The organism is Klebsiella aerogenes KCTC 2190 (assembly GCF_000215745.1).
In the GTDB taxonomy this organism is placed as follows: Bacteria; Pseudomonadota; Gammaproteobacteria; order Enterobacterales; family Enterobacteriaceae; genus Klebsiella; species Klebsiella aerogenes.
The window spans coordinates 4,101,557-4,118,837 of the sequence record NC_015663.1 but is presented as its reverse complement, the minus strand read 5'-3'; the positions used below and the strand labels follow the sequence as shown (position 1 = coordinate 4,118,837).

The 17,281-nt window shown below is 58.3% G+C and carries 17 protein-coding genes; 10 read left to right on the top strand and 7 right to left on the bottom strand.

Features of this window, described 5'->3' with window-relative positions:
- Nucleotides 1-11: 11 nt before the first annotated feature.
- Nucleotides 12-1,325, bottom strand: a complete 1,314-nt coding sequence (guaD, locus tag EAE_RS19465; RefSeq protein ID WP_015366598.1) for a guanine deaminase — start codon at nt 1,323-1,325, stop codon at nt 12-14.
- A 94-nt stretch (nt 1,326-1,419) separates the two neighbouring features.
- On the bottom strand, nt 1,420-2,916 hold the full coding sequence (locus EAE_RS19460) for an NCS1 family nucleobase:cation symporter-1 (RefSeq protein ID WP_015366599.1): 1,497 nt from the start codon (nt 2,914-2,916) through the stop codon (nt 1,420-1,422).
- Between the two features lie 143 nt (nt 2,917-3,059).
- Between EAE_RS19460 and EAE_RS19455 the strand changes: the two genes are divergently transcribed.
- The 3 genes from EAE_RS19455 to puuE are packed head-to-tail and all read left to right on the top strand — an operon-like array spanning nt 3,060 to nt 5,464.
- The gene (locus EAE_RS19455; RefSeq protein ID WP_015705421.1) at nt 3,060-3,776 is read left to right on the top strand and encodes a GntR family transcriptional regulator; all 717 of its coding nucleotides are present in this window, start codon (nt 3,060-3,062) and stop codon (nt 3,774-3,776) included.
- A complete protein-coding gene (gene hpxA, locus EAE_RS19450; protein ID WP_015705420.1) occupies nt 3,776-4,516 on the top strand; it encodes an allantoin racemase in 741 nt (246 codons plus the stop codon). The genes EAE_RS19455 and hpxA overlap by 1 nt, the downstream gene beginning before the upstream one ends.
- A gap of 15 nt (nt 4,517-4,531) precedes the next feature.
- Nucleotides 4,532-5,464, top strand: a complete 933-nt coding sequence (gene puuE / locus EAE_RS19445; protein WP_015705419.1) for an allantoinase PuuE — start codon at nt 4,532-4,534, stop codon at nt 5,462-5,464.
- A gap of 222 nt (nt 5,465-5,686) precedes the next feature.
- On the opposite strand, the gene hpxZ is transcribed toward puuE, so the two are convergent.
- The 4 genes from hpxZ to hpxW are packed head-to-tail and all read right to left on the bottom strand — an operon-like array spanning nt 5,687 to nt 9,249.
- Nucleotides 5,687-6,076 (bottom strand): oxalurate catabolism protein HpxZ, encoded by a 390-nt coding sequence (gene hpxZ, locus EAE_RS19440; protein WP_015705418.1) that lies wholly within the window; start codon nt 6,074-6,076, stop codon nt 5,687-5,689.
- A complete protein-coding gene (locus EAE_RS19435; protein WP_015705417.1) occupies nt 6,073-7,470 on the bottom strand; it encodes an AtzE family amidohydrolase in 1,398 nt (465 codons plus the stop codon). The genes hpxZ and EAE_RS19435 overlap by 4 nt, the downstream gene beginning before the upstream one ends.
- Nucleotides 7,467-7,655, bottom strand: a complete 189-nt coding sequence (gene hpxX, locus EAE_RS19430; RefSeq protein ID WP_015705416.1) for an oxalurate catabolism protein HpxX — start codon at nt 7,653-7,655, stop codon at nt 7,467-7,469. The genes EAE_RS19435 and hpxX overlap by 4 nt, the downstream gene beginning before the upstream one ends.
- A 10-nt stretch (nt 7,656-7,665) precedes the next feature.
- A complete protein-coding gene (gene hpxW / locus EAE_RS19425; protein WP_015705415.1) occupies nt 7,666-9,249 on the bottom strand; it encodes an oxamate amidohydrolase in 1,584 nt (527 codons plus the stop codon).
- Nucleotides 9,250-9,427: 178 nt separating this feature from the next.
- On the opposite strand from hpxW, the gene hpxU reads away from it, so the two are divergent.
- The 7 genes from hpxU (at nt 9,428) to hpxK (ending at nt 15,793) form a co-directional block, all read left to right on the top strand.
- Entirely contained in the window at nt 9,428-10,267 is an 840-nt protein-coding gene (gene hpxU, locus EAE_RS19420; protein ID WP_015705414.1) for a MurR/RpiR family transcriptional regulator HpxU, read from the top strand.
- Between the two features lie 212 nt (nt 10,268-10,479).
- A complete protein-coding gene (locus EAE_RS19415; protein WP_026612306.1) occupies nt 10,480-11,265 on the top strand; it encodes a transporter substrate-binding domain-containing protein in 786 nt (261 codons plus the stop codon).
- Between the two features lie 9 nt (nt 11,266-11,274).
- On the top strand, nt 11,275-11,940 hold the full coding sequence (locus tag EAE_RS19410; RefSeq protein ID WP_015705412.1) for an amino acid ABC transporter permease: 666 nt from the start codon (nt 11,275-11,277) through the stop codon (nt 11,938-11,940).
- Nucleotides 11,940-12,596 (top strand): amino acid ABC transporter permease, encoded by a 657-nt coding sequence (locus EAE_RS19405; protein WP_032715563.1) that lies wholly within the window; start codon nt 11,940-11,942, stop codon nt 12,594-12,596. The genes EAE_RS19410 and EAE_RS19405 overlap by 1 nt, the downstream gene beginning before the upstream one ends.
- A complete protein-coding gene (locus EAE_RS19400; protein WP_015705410.1) occupies nt 12,577-13,314 on the top strand; it encodes an amino acid ABC transporter ATP-binding protein in 738 nt (245 codons plus the stop codon). The genes EAE_RS19405 and EAE_RS19400 overlap by 20 nt, the downstream gene beginning before the upstream one ends.
- A gap of 14 nt (nt 13,315-13,328) precedes the next feature.
- Entirely contained in the window at nt 13,329-14,570 is a 1,242-nt protein-coding gene (locus tag EAE_RS19395; RefSeq protein WP_015705409.1) for a pyridoxal-phosphate-dependent aminotransferase family protein, read from the top strand.
- Nucleotides 14,567-15,793 (top strand): allantoate amidohydrolase, encoded by a 1,227-nt coding sequence (gene hpxK / locus EAE_RS19390; protein ID WP_015705408.1) that lies wholly within the window; start codon nt 14,567-14,569, stop codon nt 15,791-15,793. The genes EAE_RS19395 and hpxK overlap by 4 nt, the downstream gene beginning before the upstream one ends.
- 43 nt (nt 15,794-15,836) lie before the next feature.
- Here the strand turns inward: hpxK and EAE_RS19385 are convergent, their stop codons facing one another.
- Nucleotides 15,837-17,225: an MFS transporter gene (locus tag EAE_RS19385; RefSeq protein ID WP_015705407.1), complete on the bottom strand. Its 1,389-nt coding sequence runs from the start codon at nt 17,223-17,225 to the stop codon at nt 15,837-15,839.
- Nucleotides 17,226-17,281 lie beyond the last annotated feature (56 nt).

Here is a 17,281-nt window from a genome sequence, read left to right as displayed (position 1 = left end):
CGGGCAGCGGTTCAGCCTTCGTTACACCATACCTGTTGGCCATTGACCCAGGTCTCACTAATGTTTCGTTCATCGCCTAAGGTCATCAATACGAACAGCTGCTCATAGACATCATGACAGCGTGCGCCGCGCAGCTTTTGTAGCGGCGTCACCGCCGGGTCGATAACCACCAAATCGGCCTCTTTTCCCGACTGGAAATTACCAATTTTGTCATCCAGGCGTAACGCGTGCGCGCCGCCCAACGTCGCATGATAAAACGCTTCGCTGGCGCGCAGGCGATAGCTCTGTAGCTGCGCCACTTTATAGGCCTCGCCGAGGGTGCGCAGTAGGCTGAAGGTGGTCCCGGCGCCAACATCGCTGCCGATGCCGATCCGGACCTGATGTTGCCAGCTGGCGGGCAGGCGAAATAGCCCGCTACCTAAAAACAGGTTTGACGTCGGGCAAAAGGCGATTGCCGAACCGGTCTCATGCAGACACCGCCACTCTTTCTCCGCCAGATGGATCCCGTGGGCGAAGATGCTGCGCGCTCCGGTCAATTGATAGTGATGATAAACATCAAGATAGTGCTCATGCTCCGGCCATAACTGCTTTACCCACGCGACTTCATTAAGGTTTTCACTGAGATGGGTATGCAGCCAGGTATCAGGAAACTCCTCCCGCAGCCGCTGAACTGCTTGTAGTAGTTCCGGTGTGGAAGTGGGAGCAAAACGCGGCGTAATAGCGTAGCCCAGACGGCCTCGCTTGTGCCAGCGCTGGATCAGTTCGCGGGTCTGGCGATAGCTCTGTTCGGCGGTTTCGGTTAAATACTCCGGCGTATGGCGATCCATCATCACCTTACCGGCCAGCAGGCGCATGTTCAGGCGCAACGCCTCGGTAAACAGGGCCTCCACGGACGCCGGATGAAGCGTACAAAACACCAGCGCGGTGGTGGTGCCATGGCTGAGCAACTGGTTGACAAAAAAACGGGCGATATCTGCCGCGTACCGTTCATCGGCAAACTGGCTTTCCACCGGGAAGGTATAAGTGGTCAGCCATTCCAGCAGCTGTTCGCCAAAGGCGCCGATCATTTCGGTTTGAGGATAATGAATATGGGCGTCGACAAACCCCGGCAGCAGCAGTTTACCGCGCAGATCGCGATAGCCTTTATGTGGATCGAGTAATGCTTCGCCTTCCTGCCATGGCAGTAGCGCCTGAATCTTCCCGGCGTAAATAAAGAGCACGCCATCATCAATATATCGCGCGTAGCGGGCGATATCGTCAGCGCTGGCGGCGGGTTGGCTAATATCAAAAAACGCACCGCGTAGCGCGGTGTGGTATTCCAGCATGTTGCCGCCTTATATAAGTAGGTTGATAGCTATTGCGCAAATATGTGCAAATTTAATGCCAGGAGGCCGCGGAAGGCACCGCGGCCGGGTGGGATTATTCTTTCTGCGCCAGCGCGCCGGGGGTAAAGCGGGCGGAGGAAGCGGCCTGCCGCTCGTCGCGGGCAATCCAGCGATACAGGCTGCCGCTTAACAGCACGCCGATGAACCAGCTAAAATTGGCCACCTCATGCAGAGCGGGAATAAAGCTGATAATCAGGCCGACCGCCACCGAGGGCAGCAGCGCGGCGATGGCCTTCGGGTTAAAGCCGTTGCGGTACCAGTATTTGCCTTTAGGGGTATCATCGAAAAGATCGTCGATCGATACCTGTCCGCGTTTAATCAAATAGAAATCAACCAGCAGAATGCCGAACAACGGCCCGATAAACGCTCCCAATACATCCAGGGTGTAGTGGATAAGTTCTGGGGAGTTAAACAGATTCCACGGGGTGAGCAGTATCGAGCCGACGGCGGCAATCATCCCGCCGGTGCGGAAGCTGATTTTTTGCGGCGCGCAGTTGGAAAAATCAAATGCCGGCGAGACGAAGTTGGCGACAATATTGATGCCAATAGTGGCGGTGATCATGGTCAGCAGGCCGATGGCCACCGCCAGATCGTTACCCACATGGCTCACCGTTTCAATCGGGTCGGTGATCATCCGGCCAAATAAAGATTGCGTCCCGGAGACGATTACTACGGTCACTACCGAGAACAGCAGGAAGTTAAACGGCAGCCCCCAGCGGTTGCCGCGGCGAATTTCGCCCATGCTTCTGGCATAACGGGAGAAATCGCCAAAATTAAGCAGCGGACCGGAGAAGTAGGAGACCACCAGCGCGGTGGCGGTGATCATCTGCCAGCTTTGCTCACCGGCGGTCAGCGTCTTACTGGCGAGGGTAAAGGAGATACCGTCGAGCCCTGTCTTGTATACAATCCAGCCCGCCAGCGCCAGCATCACCACATATACCGCCGGGCCGGCGATATCAATAAAGCGCTTAATCGCGCTCATGCCGTGCCAGAACACCATCGCCTGCAACAGCCACATGGTGGCGAAACAGATCCAGCCAAGCGATGAAAGACCCAGCAATGACGTTTGCGTCATTGCCGCCAGCGAGGGCCAGAACTTCAGCAGCACCAGCATTAAGGCGTTCGCAGCCAGATAAGTTTGGATCCCGTACCAGGCGAAAGCAATCAGCCCGCGTATCACCGCTGGAATATTGGCGCCGAAGACGCCGAACGCCTGACGGCAGATGACCGCATAGGGCACGCCGGCAATCTGGCTGGGTTTGGCCACCAGATTGGCGCAAAGCTGGACGATAACAATTCCGGCCAACAGGCAGATAAGTACCTGCCAGCTCGCCAGACCCAGCGTAAAGAAACTCGCCGCCACCACATAGCCGCCCATGCTATGCACGTCCGACATCCAGAAAGAAAAAATGTTGTACCAGTTCCAGTTTTGCTCGCGCGTCGGCGCCAGATCCTCGTTGCAAAGACGCGGGCTGTAGCCTGATGCCGGGTCTCCGGCGTTGAGCTGATGCGTGTTTTGTGTATTTGGCATGGATCCTGCTCCTCTGAAGACAAACGTTGTGCCGTTGATAGCGGAAGGCGTTGCAGGATTCAGGCCAGAATGGTTAATCTTGTATACAAAATATTTATTTTATGTATACGATTTGATATCAAAATGGAAAGTGGAGTAGACCAATGGGCAATGAAAATCCGCTGCAGGCCGCAGCCGGACTGCATGACAAGGATGAGTCTATCTACGAGGCCTTGCTGACCGCGATTGTCGAGCAACAACTGCTGCCTGGCAGCAAATTGCCGGAAGAGGCGCTGGCGGAGGTGTTCGGCGTCAGCCGCACAGGAGTACGCAAAGCGCTGCAACGACTCGCCGCTGTGCAAATGGTGACATTAACGCCCAAACGTGGTGCACAGGTCGCCAGTCCGACGGTTGACGAGGCACGGGAAATATTCCGCACCCGTGCGCTACTGGAAGTAGCGAATCTGCCGGATGTACTTCAACGCTGCCAGCCTCCGCATCTGGCGGCGCTGGAAGCCATTATTCAGCAGGAGCAACTGGCGCATGAGGCCTATGATGGCCCGGCCGCTATCCGCCATTCCGCTAATTTTCATATTCAGTTACAGGCCATTTCCGGCAACCAGGTGCTAACGGAGATGGTCACCCGGCTCAGTCAACGCTCATCGCTGGTGATTGCCGCCTGGGGCGCGCCGTGGCGGCAAGGGTGCCGCTGCGATGACCACGAGCGCCTTGTCGGCCTGTTACGCGAAAAAGCGCTGACCGCGCTGACCGAGGCGCTCAACCATCACTTTGAACACATCGTCGCCAGTTTATGTTTTTCCCGCACGGGGGAGTCAGTCCCCGATTTCGCCCGGCTGTTTGCCGGCTATAAGGAGCGGTAATGTCCACCATCTGTATACAAGTCATCAATCCCAATACCGATCCCGGTATGACGCAAACTATCGCCGAGGCGGCCCGCGCCGCGGCGTCGCCAGGAACCGATATTGTCGCGGTCTGTCCACCAGACGGCGTGCCGTCGATTGAAGGGCATTTTGACGAAGCCATCGCCGCCGTCGGCGTGCTGGAGCAGATTAAAGCCGGGCGGCAGCAGGGCGTTTCCGGGCACGTTATCGCCTGTTTTGGCGATCCGGGGTTACTTGCCGCCCGTGAACTGGCCCAGGGGCCGGTTATTGGTATTGCCGAAGCGGCGATGCATATGGCGACGCTGGTCGCTACCCGCTTCTCGGTGGTCACTACCTTGCCGCGCACGCTGATTATCGCTCGCCATCTGCTACATCAGTATGGTTTCCATGAGCATTGCGCCGGTCTGCATGCGATCGATCTACCGGTGTTGGCGCTGGAAGATGGCAGCGGCGTGGCGCAGGAAAAAGTACGCGCCCGCTGTATTCAGGCGCTACAGGAGGATGGCTGCGGCGCTATCGTGCTGGGCTGCGGCGGCATGGCGACCCTGGCGCAGCAACTGACCCGGGAACTTCAGGTACCCGTTATTGATGGCGTCAGCGCGGCGGTGAAGATGGTCGAATCTCTGGTGTCGCTAGGCCTGACAACCAGCAAGCACGGCGATTTAGCTTATCCGGAACGTAAAACGCTTAGCGGTAAATTTGCCGTGTTTAATGATTAAATGAAGGGGTGGGAGATGATACCTGCAGCAGAATTATATCCGCGCGATTTGCGCGGCTACGCGGGAAAACCGCCGCACGCGCAGTGGCCAAACCAGGCGCGTATCGCGGTGCAGTTTGTGCTTAATTACGAAGAAGGCGCCGAGAATCACGTCCTGCACGGCGATGCGGGTTCTGAACAGTTTCTCTCCGATATCATTGGCGCTGCCAGCTATCCCGATCGCCATATGTCGATGGACTCATTGTATGAATATGGCAGCCGCGCGGGTTTCTGGCGTATCCATCATGCCTTTCAGGAGCGGGGGTTACCGCTGACGGTATTTGGCGTGGCGATGGCGTTGGCGCGTCATCCGGATATCGTCGCGGCGATCAAAGCGGCCAACTACGATGTGGTCAGCCACGGGTGGCGTTGGATCCACTATCAGCATATGGCGATTGAACAGGAGCGTGACCATCTGCATAAAGCGGTGCAGGTGCTGACCGACCTGTTTGGCAAACCGCCCACCGGCTGGTATACCGGGCGCGATAGCCCTAACACCCGGCAACTGGTGGTGGAACATGGCGGGTTTGATTACGACAGTGACTATTATGGCGATGATTTGCCGTTCTGGACGGAGGTGCCTTGCGCCGACGGGCAACGTAAACCGCATCTCATCGTGCCTTACACGCTCGATGCCAACGATATGCGCTTTGCCACCGCTCAGGGGTTTAATACCGCTGAACAGTTTTATACCTATCTGAAAGACAGCTTTGATGTGCTGTACGCGGAAGGTGAAACGTCGCCGAAAATGATGTCTATCGGCATGCACTGCCGGTTGCTGGGCCGCCCTGGACGCTTTCGCGCTCTGCAACGTTTTCTCGATTACGTGCAGCAGCATGAGCGCGTGTGGATTTGTACCCGCCAGCAGATTGCCGACCACTGGCGGCAGGTGCATCCGTACCAGCCATAGCGGCAGGTCCATTGCGCCGTTATTTGTCGGGTGGCGGCTAACGCCTTACCCGACCTACGGTCCGTGCGGCCTGCCTTTAATTTATTCACCATGATGACTGACACTACTGGTGCTAGCGATCTCAAAATCCCCGGTGGCGCTGCCGCTTACCGGGGCTACAGCACAATGCGATTTGGTAGCCCTGCTAAGCGCAGCGCAAGCAGGGGACGACAAACAACGGCATCAATGTCCCATCAAACTAACCTGTGCGGCAACGATACGCCAGCCACAGGCAAACCGAACCCAGGTTTGTTGCTGACGGCCGATACGTTCGCTGCCTTCACGGGTGAACTCGGTACTGCATACCGCATAATCCTCTCCATAGGTTGTGATCACCGTATGGCGTAACTCCCGCGCAAGCCCTGCGGCGGGGCGCGCGGCGCGGAAGGCGCGGATCTCATCAATACCATAAAGATTCTCCCCGGCGCCGAGGCGAACCGTGCGCGTATCGTGCCAGAACAACGCATCCAGCACTGCGATATCGTTACTCACCAGCGCCTGTTCATAGCGATAAAAGGCCGCCGTAACTTCGGCGACCACTTGCGGAAGGTTGATTTCTTGCGATGCGATCATGCGGCTATCTCCACCGGGCGGGAATCGGTTATTCCCATCGCTTCCAGCGCATAGGCGGCGCGCAGACAGGCCTGTTCATTAAACGGCGCGGCAATTAACTGCACCCCGACAGGCAGCCCCGTCGCGGTACGTAGCGGGACGGTCACCACCGGCAGACCGATAAAGGAGATTGGTTGAGTAAGCATGCCCATGCTGGCGCGTATCGGTAAAGACTCGCCGTTGATCTCCATCGTCTGCTCGCCAATAAGCGTGGCGCTGCACGGTGTTGCCGGGGCGATGAGCACGTCGGCATGGGTGAATAGCGACGCGACTTGCTGCTGAGCGTGGCGACGAAAGCGCTGCGCCTGCAGGTACCAGGCGGAAGGAATCATCGCTCCCGCCAGCAGACGTTCGCGCGAGTGCGGTTCAAAGCGCTCCGGCTCACGCCGTAAGGCTGGCAGATACTGGCTTCCGCCTTCAGAAGCGCTAATGATAAAAGCAGAAGCGCGCGCCAGCTCCGCCTCGGGGAAGAGAAACTCTTCAGAGGCTTCGAGATAGCGGGCGACGCGAGCCACCGCCGCGCGGGCATCGTCATCGCACCAGCGGCTGAAATAGCCGCCTAAAACCGCGCAACGCAGCCCCTGGAGGCCATATCGCAGATGCGGCGTAGCTGGGGCGACGCCGCGTTCGGCCTGAAACCCGTCGTTGACGTCTCGCCCCTGCAGAACATCGTAGACTGTGGCTAAATCCTCTACCGTACGAGCAAACGGACCAATATGATCGAGGCTGGGAACAAAAGGGTGGCTGCCGGTACGCGACAGGCGGCCAAAGGTTGGCTTGAGACCAAAAATCCCGCTCAGGGATGCCGGAACGCGGATTGAACCATTGGTGTCGCTACCGAGCGAGAAAGTAACCAGCCCGGCGGCGACCGCCGCCGCTGAGCCGCCGGAGGAGCCGCCGGCAATGCGGTTAAGATCGTGCGGATTGCGCGTCGCGCCATAGTGGCTGTTTTCCGTGGTAAAACCGTAAGCATAGGCGTCCATATTCAGCATCCCGCTGAGCAGGCCGCCTGCGCTTTGGATTTGACTTACCGCCCAGCTATCGACGCGGGCAGGCGGGTTATTGCTGAACAGTTGGGCGCCGGCGAGGGTGGTTTCTCCCGCGACATCAAACAGATTTTTGACCGCGTAGGGAATGCCTGCCAGCGCAGGCAGCGGCTGATTCGTGCGCCGTAGGGCATCAATGGCGTCCGCTTCGTCGAGCATCCGTTTCCCGGTGACAGTCGTCCAGGCATTGAGCCGCGGGTTACTTTGCGCAATATCATCAAGCGTCTGGCGAGCCAGCTCTCTGGCGCTAAATTCACCGCGACTCAGCGACTGCTGAATGTCGGCAATGGTCATCTTATGTAGCTTCATGCTTTATACACTCCGGCGATTTCCAGACGCTGATCGAGCGGATAGGCCATCAGCGGTTCAGCCATATCGGCAATGCGGCGAAATTGCGCCAGCAGCTCAGCGCGGCGCGATTCATCCAGTTCCAGGGCGAGGATCTGTTCCATCTGAAGAAGCCAGTCGCGCCACTCTTTTTCGGTTTTTTTCATGCTTCTCCTCCTAATAGCCAGCGGCGGCGCCGTTACTGCGCGGGTCAGACGCGCCTTCAAACAGGCCGTCAGGATGGCGGACAATGGCCCCGGCATGTCCCATGGCCTCGCTGAAGTCGGCCAGTACCTCAACCTCATGCCCCAGTTCCCTGAGCCGGGCGAGGGTTTGCGGCGCAAAGCGGCCTTCTACTTTTAGTGAGTCCGAGGTCTGTCCCCAGGTGCGCCCAAGCAGCCAACGCGGACGAGAAATACTCTCCTGAAGCGGGACGTTCTGCAGGATATAGCGGGTGAACAGCGCCGCCTGCGTTTGCGGCTGCCCGTCGCCGCCCATAGAACCATAAACCATCACCCGCCCATCGTTCAGGCGTGCGGCGGCGGGATTAAGGGTATGGAAGGGTTGCTTGCCCGGCGCCAGAGCGAGCAAATGCACCGGGTCGAGGCTGAACGACGCACCGCGGTTTTGCCAGACAATACCGCTGTCCGGAAGCACCACGCCGCTGCCAAACTCATGGTAGATACTCTGGATAAAGGAGACCGCCAGCCCGCTACTGTCCATCACGCCCATCCAGACGGTATCGCCGGGGCCTTTGCCTGCGCCCCATGGCGCGGCGCGCTGGTCGTCGATCTTCTCCGCCAGCGGTTGTAACGCCTGCGGGGACAGCAGGCTTTGAATATCCACGTCCAGATGCAGCGGGTCGGTAATATGTTTATCTCGCAGGCTGAAGGCCAGTTTTGTCGCTTCCACGATACGGTGGATGGTCTGCGCATCGTCGGCCTGCTCCATCGCCAGCCGGTCAGTGATGCCGAGGATGGCCAGCGATACCAGCCCCTGTGTCGGCGGCGCCAGGTTCCATAACTCACCGTGTTGATGCTGTAACCGCAGTGGTTGCGGGCAGCGCGCGCGATGCTGGCGCAGATCGTCAAGCGTAATAGGCAGGCCGTAACGGGCCATGCCGTCCGCCAGTTGCTCCGCCAGAGAGCCGCGATAGAAACTATCAAGCCCTTCCGCAACCAGCCGTTTTAGCGTGGAGGCCAGCGCAGGCTGACAAAAGCGGCTGCCGCTTTGCGGAGGGCGGCCATTGACCAGAAAGGTCTCAGCGAAGCCCGGCTGGCGCTGAAGTTCATCTAACTTTCCAGCGGTGGCGCTGGCTTGCGAGGCGGTCACCGGAATACCGTTATCGGCATAGCCGATCGCGTCCTGTAACAGACGCGAAAGCGGTAGTGATTTACCGGTCAGCGAGGATGAAACTTTCAGCGCCTCATCCCAGCCGCTAACGGTGCCAGCGACGGTCAGGGCGGATTGCGGGCCGCGATGCGGGATGTGCGTTAGCCCGGCATAGGCTTCCGGCGTCGCCAGTGAACCAGCGGCGCCGCTGGCGTCAATGGCGATCGGAGCGCCCTGCGGCGGCACGATCAGCCAGAACCCATCGCCGCCTAAACCATTCATATGCGGATAGACCACCGCGATGGTCGCGGCGGCGGCGACCATCGCTTCTATTGCGTTTCCGCCTTCGCGCAGCACGGACAGCGCGCTTTGGCTAGCCAGATGATGGGGGGCGACCGCCATCCCCTGGGTCGAGAAATGACTCTGCATAAATTATCCTCGTAACGAATCATGCAGCCACTGCTGCAAACGCTGTCCGTGCAAAAGCTGTTCCACTTTGAAAAGAAAGTTTCAATGATGCGGCGGTCGTTTGTCTTTTCTCATTGTGGCATGCATTGTGAAGGGTGTTAGCGGTATAGTTCAGTGAAACAAAAGTTACAGAGGCGCTATGGAACAACTCGATGAACGGCTGAAGGCGCAATATGCGTCGTTGTCACCCCAGGAGCAGCGGGTGGCGGATTTCATTGTCGACCACTTTGATGACCTGATTAGCTACAACAGCGCCGAGCTGGCCCAACTGAGCGGGGTATCAAAAGCGACAGTAAGCCGTCTGTTTAAACGGCTGGGATATGAAAAGTATCGCGATATGCGCGATGAGCTGCGCACGTTACGCCAGAGCGGGATGCCGTTGACCGATCATCGCGAGGCGGTGCAGGGTAATACGCTGCTGGCGCGGCATTATAAACAAGAGATGGCAAACCTGACGCAGTGGGTAAACGCGCTGGATGCCCGGCAGTTTGCCGAAGCCATTAACGCACTGGTCAAGGCCAGGCGCGTCGTCATTATTGGCATGCGAAACTCCTGGCCGCTGGCGCTGCATTTGCGCCAGCAGTTGCTTCAGGCGCGTGGGCAAGTGGTGGTGCTGCCGCAACCGGGGCAAAGCCTAAGTGAAGAGCTGGTCGATTTGTGCGAAGAAGATATCGTGGTGGTGATGGCGTTTCGCCGTCGGCCGCGGATTATTCGTCCCCTGATGCAGCAACTGCAACAGCGGGGAGTTCCGCAGCTGCTAATTTGCGAGCCGCAGGCGCATAGCCTGTTTCCGCTGGCGTGCTGGCGGCTCAGCGCTCCGCTGGACAGCGTTTCGGCTTTCGACAGCTACGCGTCGGCCAATAGTCTTATCAACCTGCTGGCGAACGCCTTGCTACATGAAATTCTCGATAGCGGTCGCCCGCGCATTCATGACATCGCCACGTTATACCAGCAACTGGATGAGCTTGAACAACGATAATGGGGAGCCAGTCTGGTGCTTTGCACCTTTTTGGTGCCAAAGTGCGGTAAGGAGAAGGGCGACTCTTCTTACCGTCATGGTTAATATTCGCGTCATTTCTCGCTAAAAGCCGATTAGGCAGCGCAAATTTCTTTTGTCCGTATCTGGCACATTAGTTGCAGAAGTTTATTTAAAGAATCTTTTGTTTCATACTAACGTAACGGGTAATGATGATGAAAAAACTGCTGATTGCGCTGACCGGGGCCGCTTGTCTGTTGACACAAATCACCGCCGCACACGCGGACCAACTCCAGGATATTGAAAAACGCGGCGTGATCCGCGTCGCCGTTCCCCAGGATTTCCCGCCGTTTGGTTCTGTCGGCACCGATCTCCAGCCACAGGGGTATGACATTGATATGGCCCGCTATCTGGCAAAGCAGATGAAGCTAAAACTGCAGCTGGTTCCGGTGAGCAGCGCCAACCGGGTACCGTATCTGCAGACCGATAAAGTGGATCTGGTGATCTCAAGCCTGGGTAAGAACGCCGAGCGGGAAAAGGTCATTGATTTCAGCCAACCCTACGCGCCGTTTTTCCTTGGCGTCTTCGGCCCGCAGGGAGCTGCCCTGAAAGACGCAGCCGAACTGAGCGGTAAGAGCATCGGCGTGACCCGCGGCGCGGTGGAAGATATGGTGCTGACCAGCATTGCGCCGAAAGCGGCGCAGATTAAGCGTTACGAAGATAACAACACCACGCTGTCGGCCTGGCTTTCTGGTCAGGTGCAATATGTGGCGACGGGTAATCTGGTGGTGGCGGCTATCTCACGGCAAAACCCGGCGAAAGCCCCGGTCGCCAACTTTATGCTTAAGGATTCACCGTGCGTGATTGGCCTGAAAAAAAATGAACCGGCGCTGAAGGAAAAGGTGAACGCCTTAATCGCGCAGGGCATTAAGGACGGCACCCTCAATACGTTATCACAGCAGTGGCTGAAAGCGCCGTTGCCCAGCGACTTTGCCGCTTAAGGTACGGCGATGACGGAGCAATTACATTTTTCCGCGCTCTGGCCCTATTGGCCGGAGCTCGTGGCGGGACTCTGGGTCACTATCCAACTCACCGCGCTGGCCACGCTCGGCGGCCTGGCTATCGGGATCATCGGTGCCGCTCTGCGTAGCGGGCGGGCAAGCTGGCTGAGTCGGATATGGGGGGCTTACGTTGAGGTTATCCGCAATACGCCGTTCGTGGTTCAACTGTTCTTTATTGTCTTCGGCCTGCCGAATCTGGGGTTGAAGATGACGGCGGGCGAAGCGGCTCTGCTGGCGATGATCGTCAACCTGGGCGCCTACAGTACGGAGATCGTCCGCGCCGGGATCCAGGTGACGCCAAAAGGACAGTGGGAGGCCGGCCGGGTACTGGGGCTCAGCCGGAGTCAGACCTTTATTCAGGTGGTTTTACCGCCGGCGTTGCAGCGTATTTACCCGGCGCTGGTGAGCCAGTGCATTATCGTAATGCTCGGATCGTCGGTGGTATCACAGGTCTCTTATGAAGAGCTGACCTTTGCCGCCAACTTAATTCAGTCGCGAACGTTTTTGAGCTTCGAGGTGTATCTGGTGACGACCGGTCTCTATTTAGCGTTATCGATAGCGATGCGCCAGCTGCTAATGGCGGCTGGACGTAGATGGCTGAGGGTACAGGCATGATAACAACCTTTACCGACTGGGACATCGTACGCAACCTGCTGCTGGCCGGACGCTGGACCGTGCTGCTATCGCTGACGGCCTTTATTGGCGGCGCGCTGGTGACATTACCGCTGTTGCTGCTGCGCCTGCGGGGTAAATTGTGGGTGCAGCGCCTCATTCGCGGCTATATCGAGCTATTTCAGGGGACGCCATTGCTGATGCAGCTGTTTCTCGCCTTTTTCGGCGTGGCGTTATTCGGGATCGATGTGTCGCCATGGACCGCCGCCGCGCTGGCGCTGACCCTCTATACCAGCGCCTTTTTGCTGGATATCTGGTACGGCAGTATTCGGGCCTTGCCGAAAGGACAGTGGGAGGCATCGCGTTGCCTGGGATTAAATTTCACCCAGACGTTATGTCGCGTGGTGGCGCCGCAGGCGGTGCGTATCGCCATCGCTCCCACCGTGGGTTTCGCCGTACAGGTAATAAAGGGCACCGCGCTGGCGTCGATTATCGGTTTCGTCGAGCTCACCAAGGCTGGCACCATGCTCACCAACGTGACGTATCAGCCGTTTAAGGTTTTCGCGCTGGTCGCGCTGGGCTACTTCATCTTGTGTTATCCGCTGTCCCGTTACAGCCGCTATCTGGAGAATAAATTCAATGCCGCTCATCACCATTAATCAGGTGCAGAAATTCTACGGCGATAATCACGTGCTGAAGGGGGTCGATCTCGATATCAATATGGGCGAGGTGATCTCCATCATCGGCCGAAGCGGCTCGGGGAAAAGCACCTTATTGCGCTGCATTAACGGGCTGGAGGGGTACCAGGAAGGCAGTATTAAGCTCGGTGGCATGACCATTACCGACAGCGATTCGCAGGCGCGGGAGATTAGCCGCTCCGTTGGCATGGTATTCCAGAACTTCAATTTATTCCCGCATATGACGGCGCTGGAAAACGTGATGCTGGCGCCGCGGCGGGTATTGAAAAAAAAGCCCGCCGAGTGCCGCGAACTGGCGCAGCAAATGCTGGTTAAAGTCGGGCTTGGCGATCGGCTGGATTTCTATCCCTCCAGCCTTTCCGGCGGTCAACAGCAGCGGGTCGCTATCGCCCGCGCGCTGGCGATGTCGCCAAAAGTTTTACTCTGTGACGAAATCACCTCCGCGCTGGATCCGGAACTGGTGGGCGAGGTGCTCAAAGTGCTGGAACAGCTGGCCGCGGAAGGAATGACGCTGATTCTGGTTACCCATGAAATGAATTTTGCCCGTGAAGTCGGCGACCGGGTGGTGTTTATGCACCAGGGTCGAGTCTGGGAGCAGGGCGACAGCAAAACGCTGTTCAGCCAGCCGCAAACCAATGAACTCAAACAATTTATCTCCTCCGTGCGCGGACTGAATTAATAAAGGAATCTACGATGGATATCGCTCAATTTTCACCAATCAATCCTCCGCATCGCCTGCTGATGGGGCCGGGGCCGATCAACGCCGACCCGCGCGTCCTGCGCGCCATGTCCAGCCAGCTTATCGGCCAATACGATCCGGCTATGACGCACTATATGAACGAAGTCATGGCGTTATACCGCGGGGTATTCCGCACCAGCAACCGCTGGACCATGCTGGTGGATGGCACCTCACGGGCGGGGATTGAAGCCATTCTGATCTCCGCGATCCGCCCCGGCGACAAAGTGCTGGTGCCGGTATTTGGCCGCTTTGGCCATCTGTTATGTGAAATCGCCCGCCGCTGCCGGGCGGAAGTGCATACCATTGAGGTGCCGTGGGGTGAAGTGTTCTCTCCCGAGCAGATTGAAGATGCGATCAAACGGGTGCGTCCACGTATGCTGCTGACGGTGCAGGGAGACACCTCGACCACCATGCTGCAGCCGCTGGCGGAGCTGGGCGAGATCTGCCGTCGTTATGATGTGCTGTTTTATACCGACGCCACCGCCTCATTGGGCGGCAATGCGCTGGAGACCGATGCCTGGGGGCTGGATGCGGTATCGGCGGGGATGCAAAAGTGCCTCGGCGGCCCCTCCGGCACCTCGCCCATTACCCTGAGCCCGCGGATGGAAGAGGCTATCCGTCGACGTAAATGCGTTGAGCAGGGGATCCGTACCGCCGAACACCTTGATGGCGTCGATGAGATGGTTTACTCCAACTATTTCGATCTCGGGATGGTGATGGATTACTGGGGGCCAGAACGGCTTAACCATCATACGGAAGCGACATCCGCGCTGTTCGCCGCCCGCGAATGCGCGCGTCTGATTCTTGAGGAAGGGCTTGATAACGGTATTGCCCGCCACAAACTGCACGGCGACGCGCTGGTGAAAGGTATTCAGGCGATGGGTCTGGAAATCTTTGGCGACCAGCAACACAAAATGAATAACGTACTGGGCGTGATCATCCCACAGGGCATTAATGGCGACCAAGTACGCCAACTGATGCTGCAAGATTTCGCTATTGAAATTGGTACCTCATTTGGCCCGCTGCACGGCAAAGTGTGGCGTATAGGCACGATGGGTTACAACGCACGCAAAGATTGCGTCATGACCACCCTCAGCGCGCTGGAGTCGGTACTCAATTACCTGAAATTCCCCACCACGCAGGGGGCAGCCATGCAGGCGGCGTGGGATCATTATCGCAGCGAGAAACCGCTATGAACCTGGCCGCAGCGCGAGTGATGGCGCGGGCTGAGAGATTAGCGGCGATAAGCGAAACGCCGGAAGGCCTGACGCGGGTTTACCTTTCGCCACAGCATCTCGACGCTAATCAGCAGGTTGCCCACTGGATGCGCCAGGCAGGCATGATTGTCTGGCAGGACAGCGTCGGTAATATTTGTGGGCGCTATGAAGGTAGAGAAGAAGGGGCGCCGGCGATTTTGCTCGGATCGCATCTCGATACGGTACGCAACGCCGGGCGATATGATGGCATGTTGGGGGTGTTAGCTGCCATTGAAGTGGTGCAGAGCTTACATAATCAGGCGCGCCGCCTGGCGCAGGCCATCGAAATCGTCGGCTTCTGCGATGAAGAAGGAACACGCTTTGGTATCACGCTATTGGGCAGCAAGGGTCTGACGGGAAGCTGGCCGCAAACCTGGCTGGCCCAACGCGATGCCGAAGGCATTAGCCTGGCGCAGGCGATGGTCAACGCCGGATTGGATCCATCACGCGTCCATTCAGCCTCGCGCCCGGCGGAAGATTTTACCGCCTATCTCGAACTGCATATCGAGCAGGGGCCGAGGCTGGAACAGGCCGGTTCGGCACTCGGCGTGGTCGAGGCGATCAACGGCGCGCGGCGCCTCAATTGCTGTTTTACCGGCGAGGCGGGTCATGCCGGCACGGTGCCGATGGACCAGCGCCGGGACGCGCTTGCCGCCGCCGCGGAGTGGATGCTGTATATTGAGAGCACGACGCGCCAGCAGGGAGGCAACCTGGTCGCCACCGTCGGGACATTGCGCTGCTCGCCGGCAGCGGTCAATGTGATCCCCGGCGAAGTCGCGTTGACTCTGGATATCCGCGGTCCGCAGGATCAGCCGCTGGATGCATTACTGGGTTCATTGCTGGCGGCAGCCGCAGAGATTGCCGGGCGTCGCGGCCTGCAGTTTGCCGCTGAGGAGTTCTACCGCATTGCGGCAACCGCCTGCGATCCGCGATTACAGTCGGTGATTGCCGAAGCGCTATGCGAGGTACAGGGCACGGCGTTGACGCTGCCAAGCGGCGCCGGACATGACGCGATTGCTATCGCGGAGCGCTGGCCGGTGGGGATGCTGTTTGTGCGCTGCAAAGGGGGAATTAGTCACCATCCGGCGGAATCGGTCAGCGAAGCCGATGTCGAACTGGCAATTGATGCCTTCAGCCGGGCGGTGATAAAACTTGCCGGGTAAATCACTAACGGGCGCATCCTCTTTTCGGGGATGCGCCGCAAACTTATTCCGCTCCCGCAGGAAAAGCTATTCTCCGCAGTCGGCTGGCGCTAACGGCCACCGACAACGCCGAGGCCGCGGCGGCGATCCACAGCGCAAGATGAACGGCGCTTTCGTCTTTTGCCAACAGTACGCCCATCACGGCGGCTCCCAGACACTGCCCGAACGTGCGCATGATGGATAAAACGCCCGAGGCATAGCTCGCCTGTTCGCGACTCACGTTTGACAGCATTTCCCGGTTATTCGGGCTCTGGAAGCAGCCAAAGCCAATACCGCATACCAGGCTCCGCAGGCAGATATCCCACGCGGCGGGCGTAGCGGGCAGCATCGCCAGAAGGATTAAACCCGCGACAAAAATCATCAGTCCCAGCGTCGAGATGAGCGGAGCGGAGATTGAGTCCGCCCAGCGGCCGGCGTGCGGTGCGATCAGCACTATCCCTAATGGCCACGGAGTAAACAGCAGCGCCGAGAGCACCGGGCTATAGCCATACTCGTTCTGGAACAGGAACGGCAGGGCAATAAAAGTGATCCCCTGGCTTACGAAGGCGATCAGCGACGTAAAGGCCGAAAGGGTAAAGCGTTCATTTTTAAACATCGCAGGCGGCAGCAGCGGGTTGTCCGTCTGCCGGATGCGCCAGATAAAGGCGGTGCCGCTTATCGCTGCGAGCAACGTCCAGTACAGACTATCGATATGCTGCGAAGCGCTCTGCATGCTATTCGCCGCCATGATCGTTGAACCCAATAGCAGCGCCGACAATATCGCTCCGGGAGTATCGAAAGCGGCTTGCCTGTCAACTGTCGGCCGCGGGAGCGCTCTCACCGCCAGCACTAAGGCGACGGTACCGGGGAGCACGTTTATTGCAAACAGCCATTGCCAGCTCAAAGTATGCAGGATCGTGCCGCCCAGTACCGGCCCGATGGCGGAGCTTGAAGCGATAAGCAGGGCGTGTATCCCGAGAATACGCCCCAGCAGTCGCGCCGGAAAAACGGAGCGCAATATGGCGGGCGCGATACTGAGCGTTGCCGCACCGCCGATCCCCTGCAGCACCCGCATGCCGATGAGCAGCTCAGGCGTCGTCGCCAGCGCGCAACCTGCTGATGCCAGAATAAATGTCGTCAGTCCGGCCAGAAACACCGGGCGGTAGCCGAAGCGCGCAGCCAGCGCGGCGAATATCGCCAGCGTCATCGCCGCCGCCAGCAGATACCCGTTGGCGAACCAGACGGCGGTACTGGCTGACGCCTGTAGTTCCTGCGCCATCGACGGCAGAGCAATGTTTACCATAGTGCCATCAAAGACGCCCATTAAGGTGGTGGTCATTACCGCGGCCATAACCCGCGCTCGCGCCGGGCCTGGCAGGCCGTCATCGCCAGGTTGGCTGGAAAATAGTGTCATCGTGTTGTCTCCTGCAGAGAATATCTGGATGACGAAACTATAAAGATGGCTTTTAC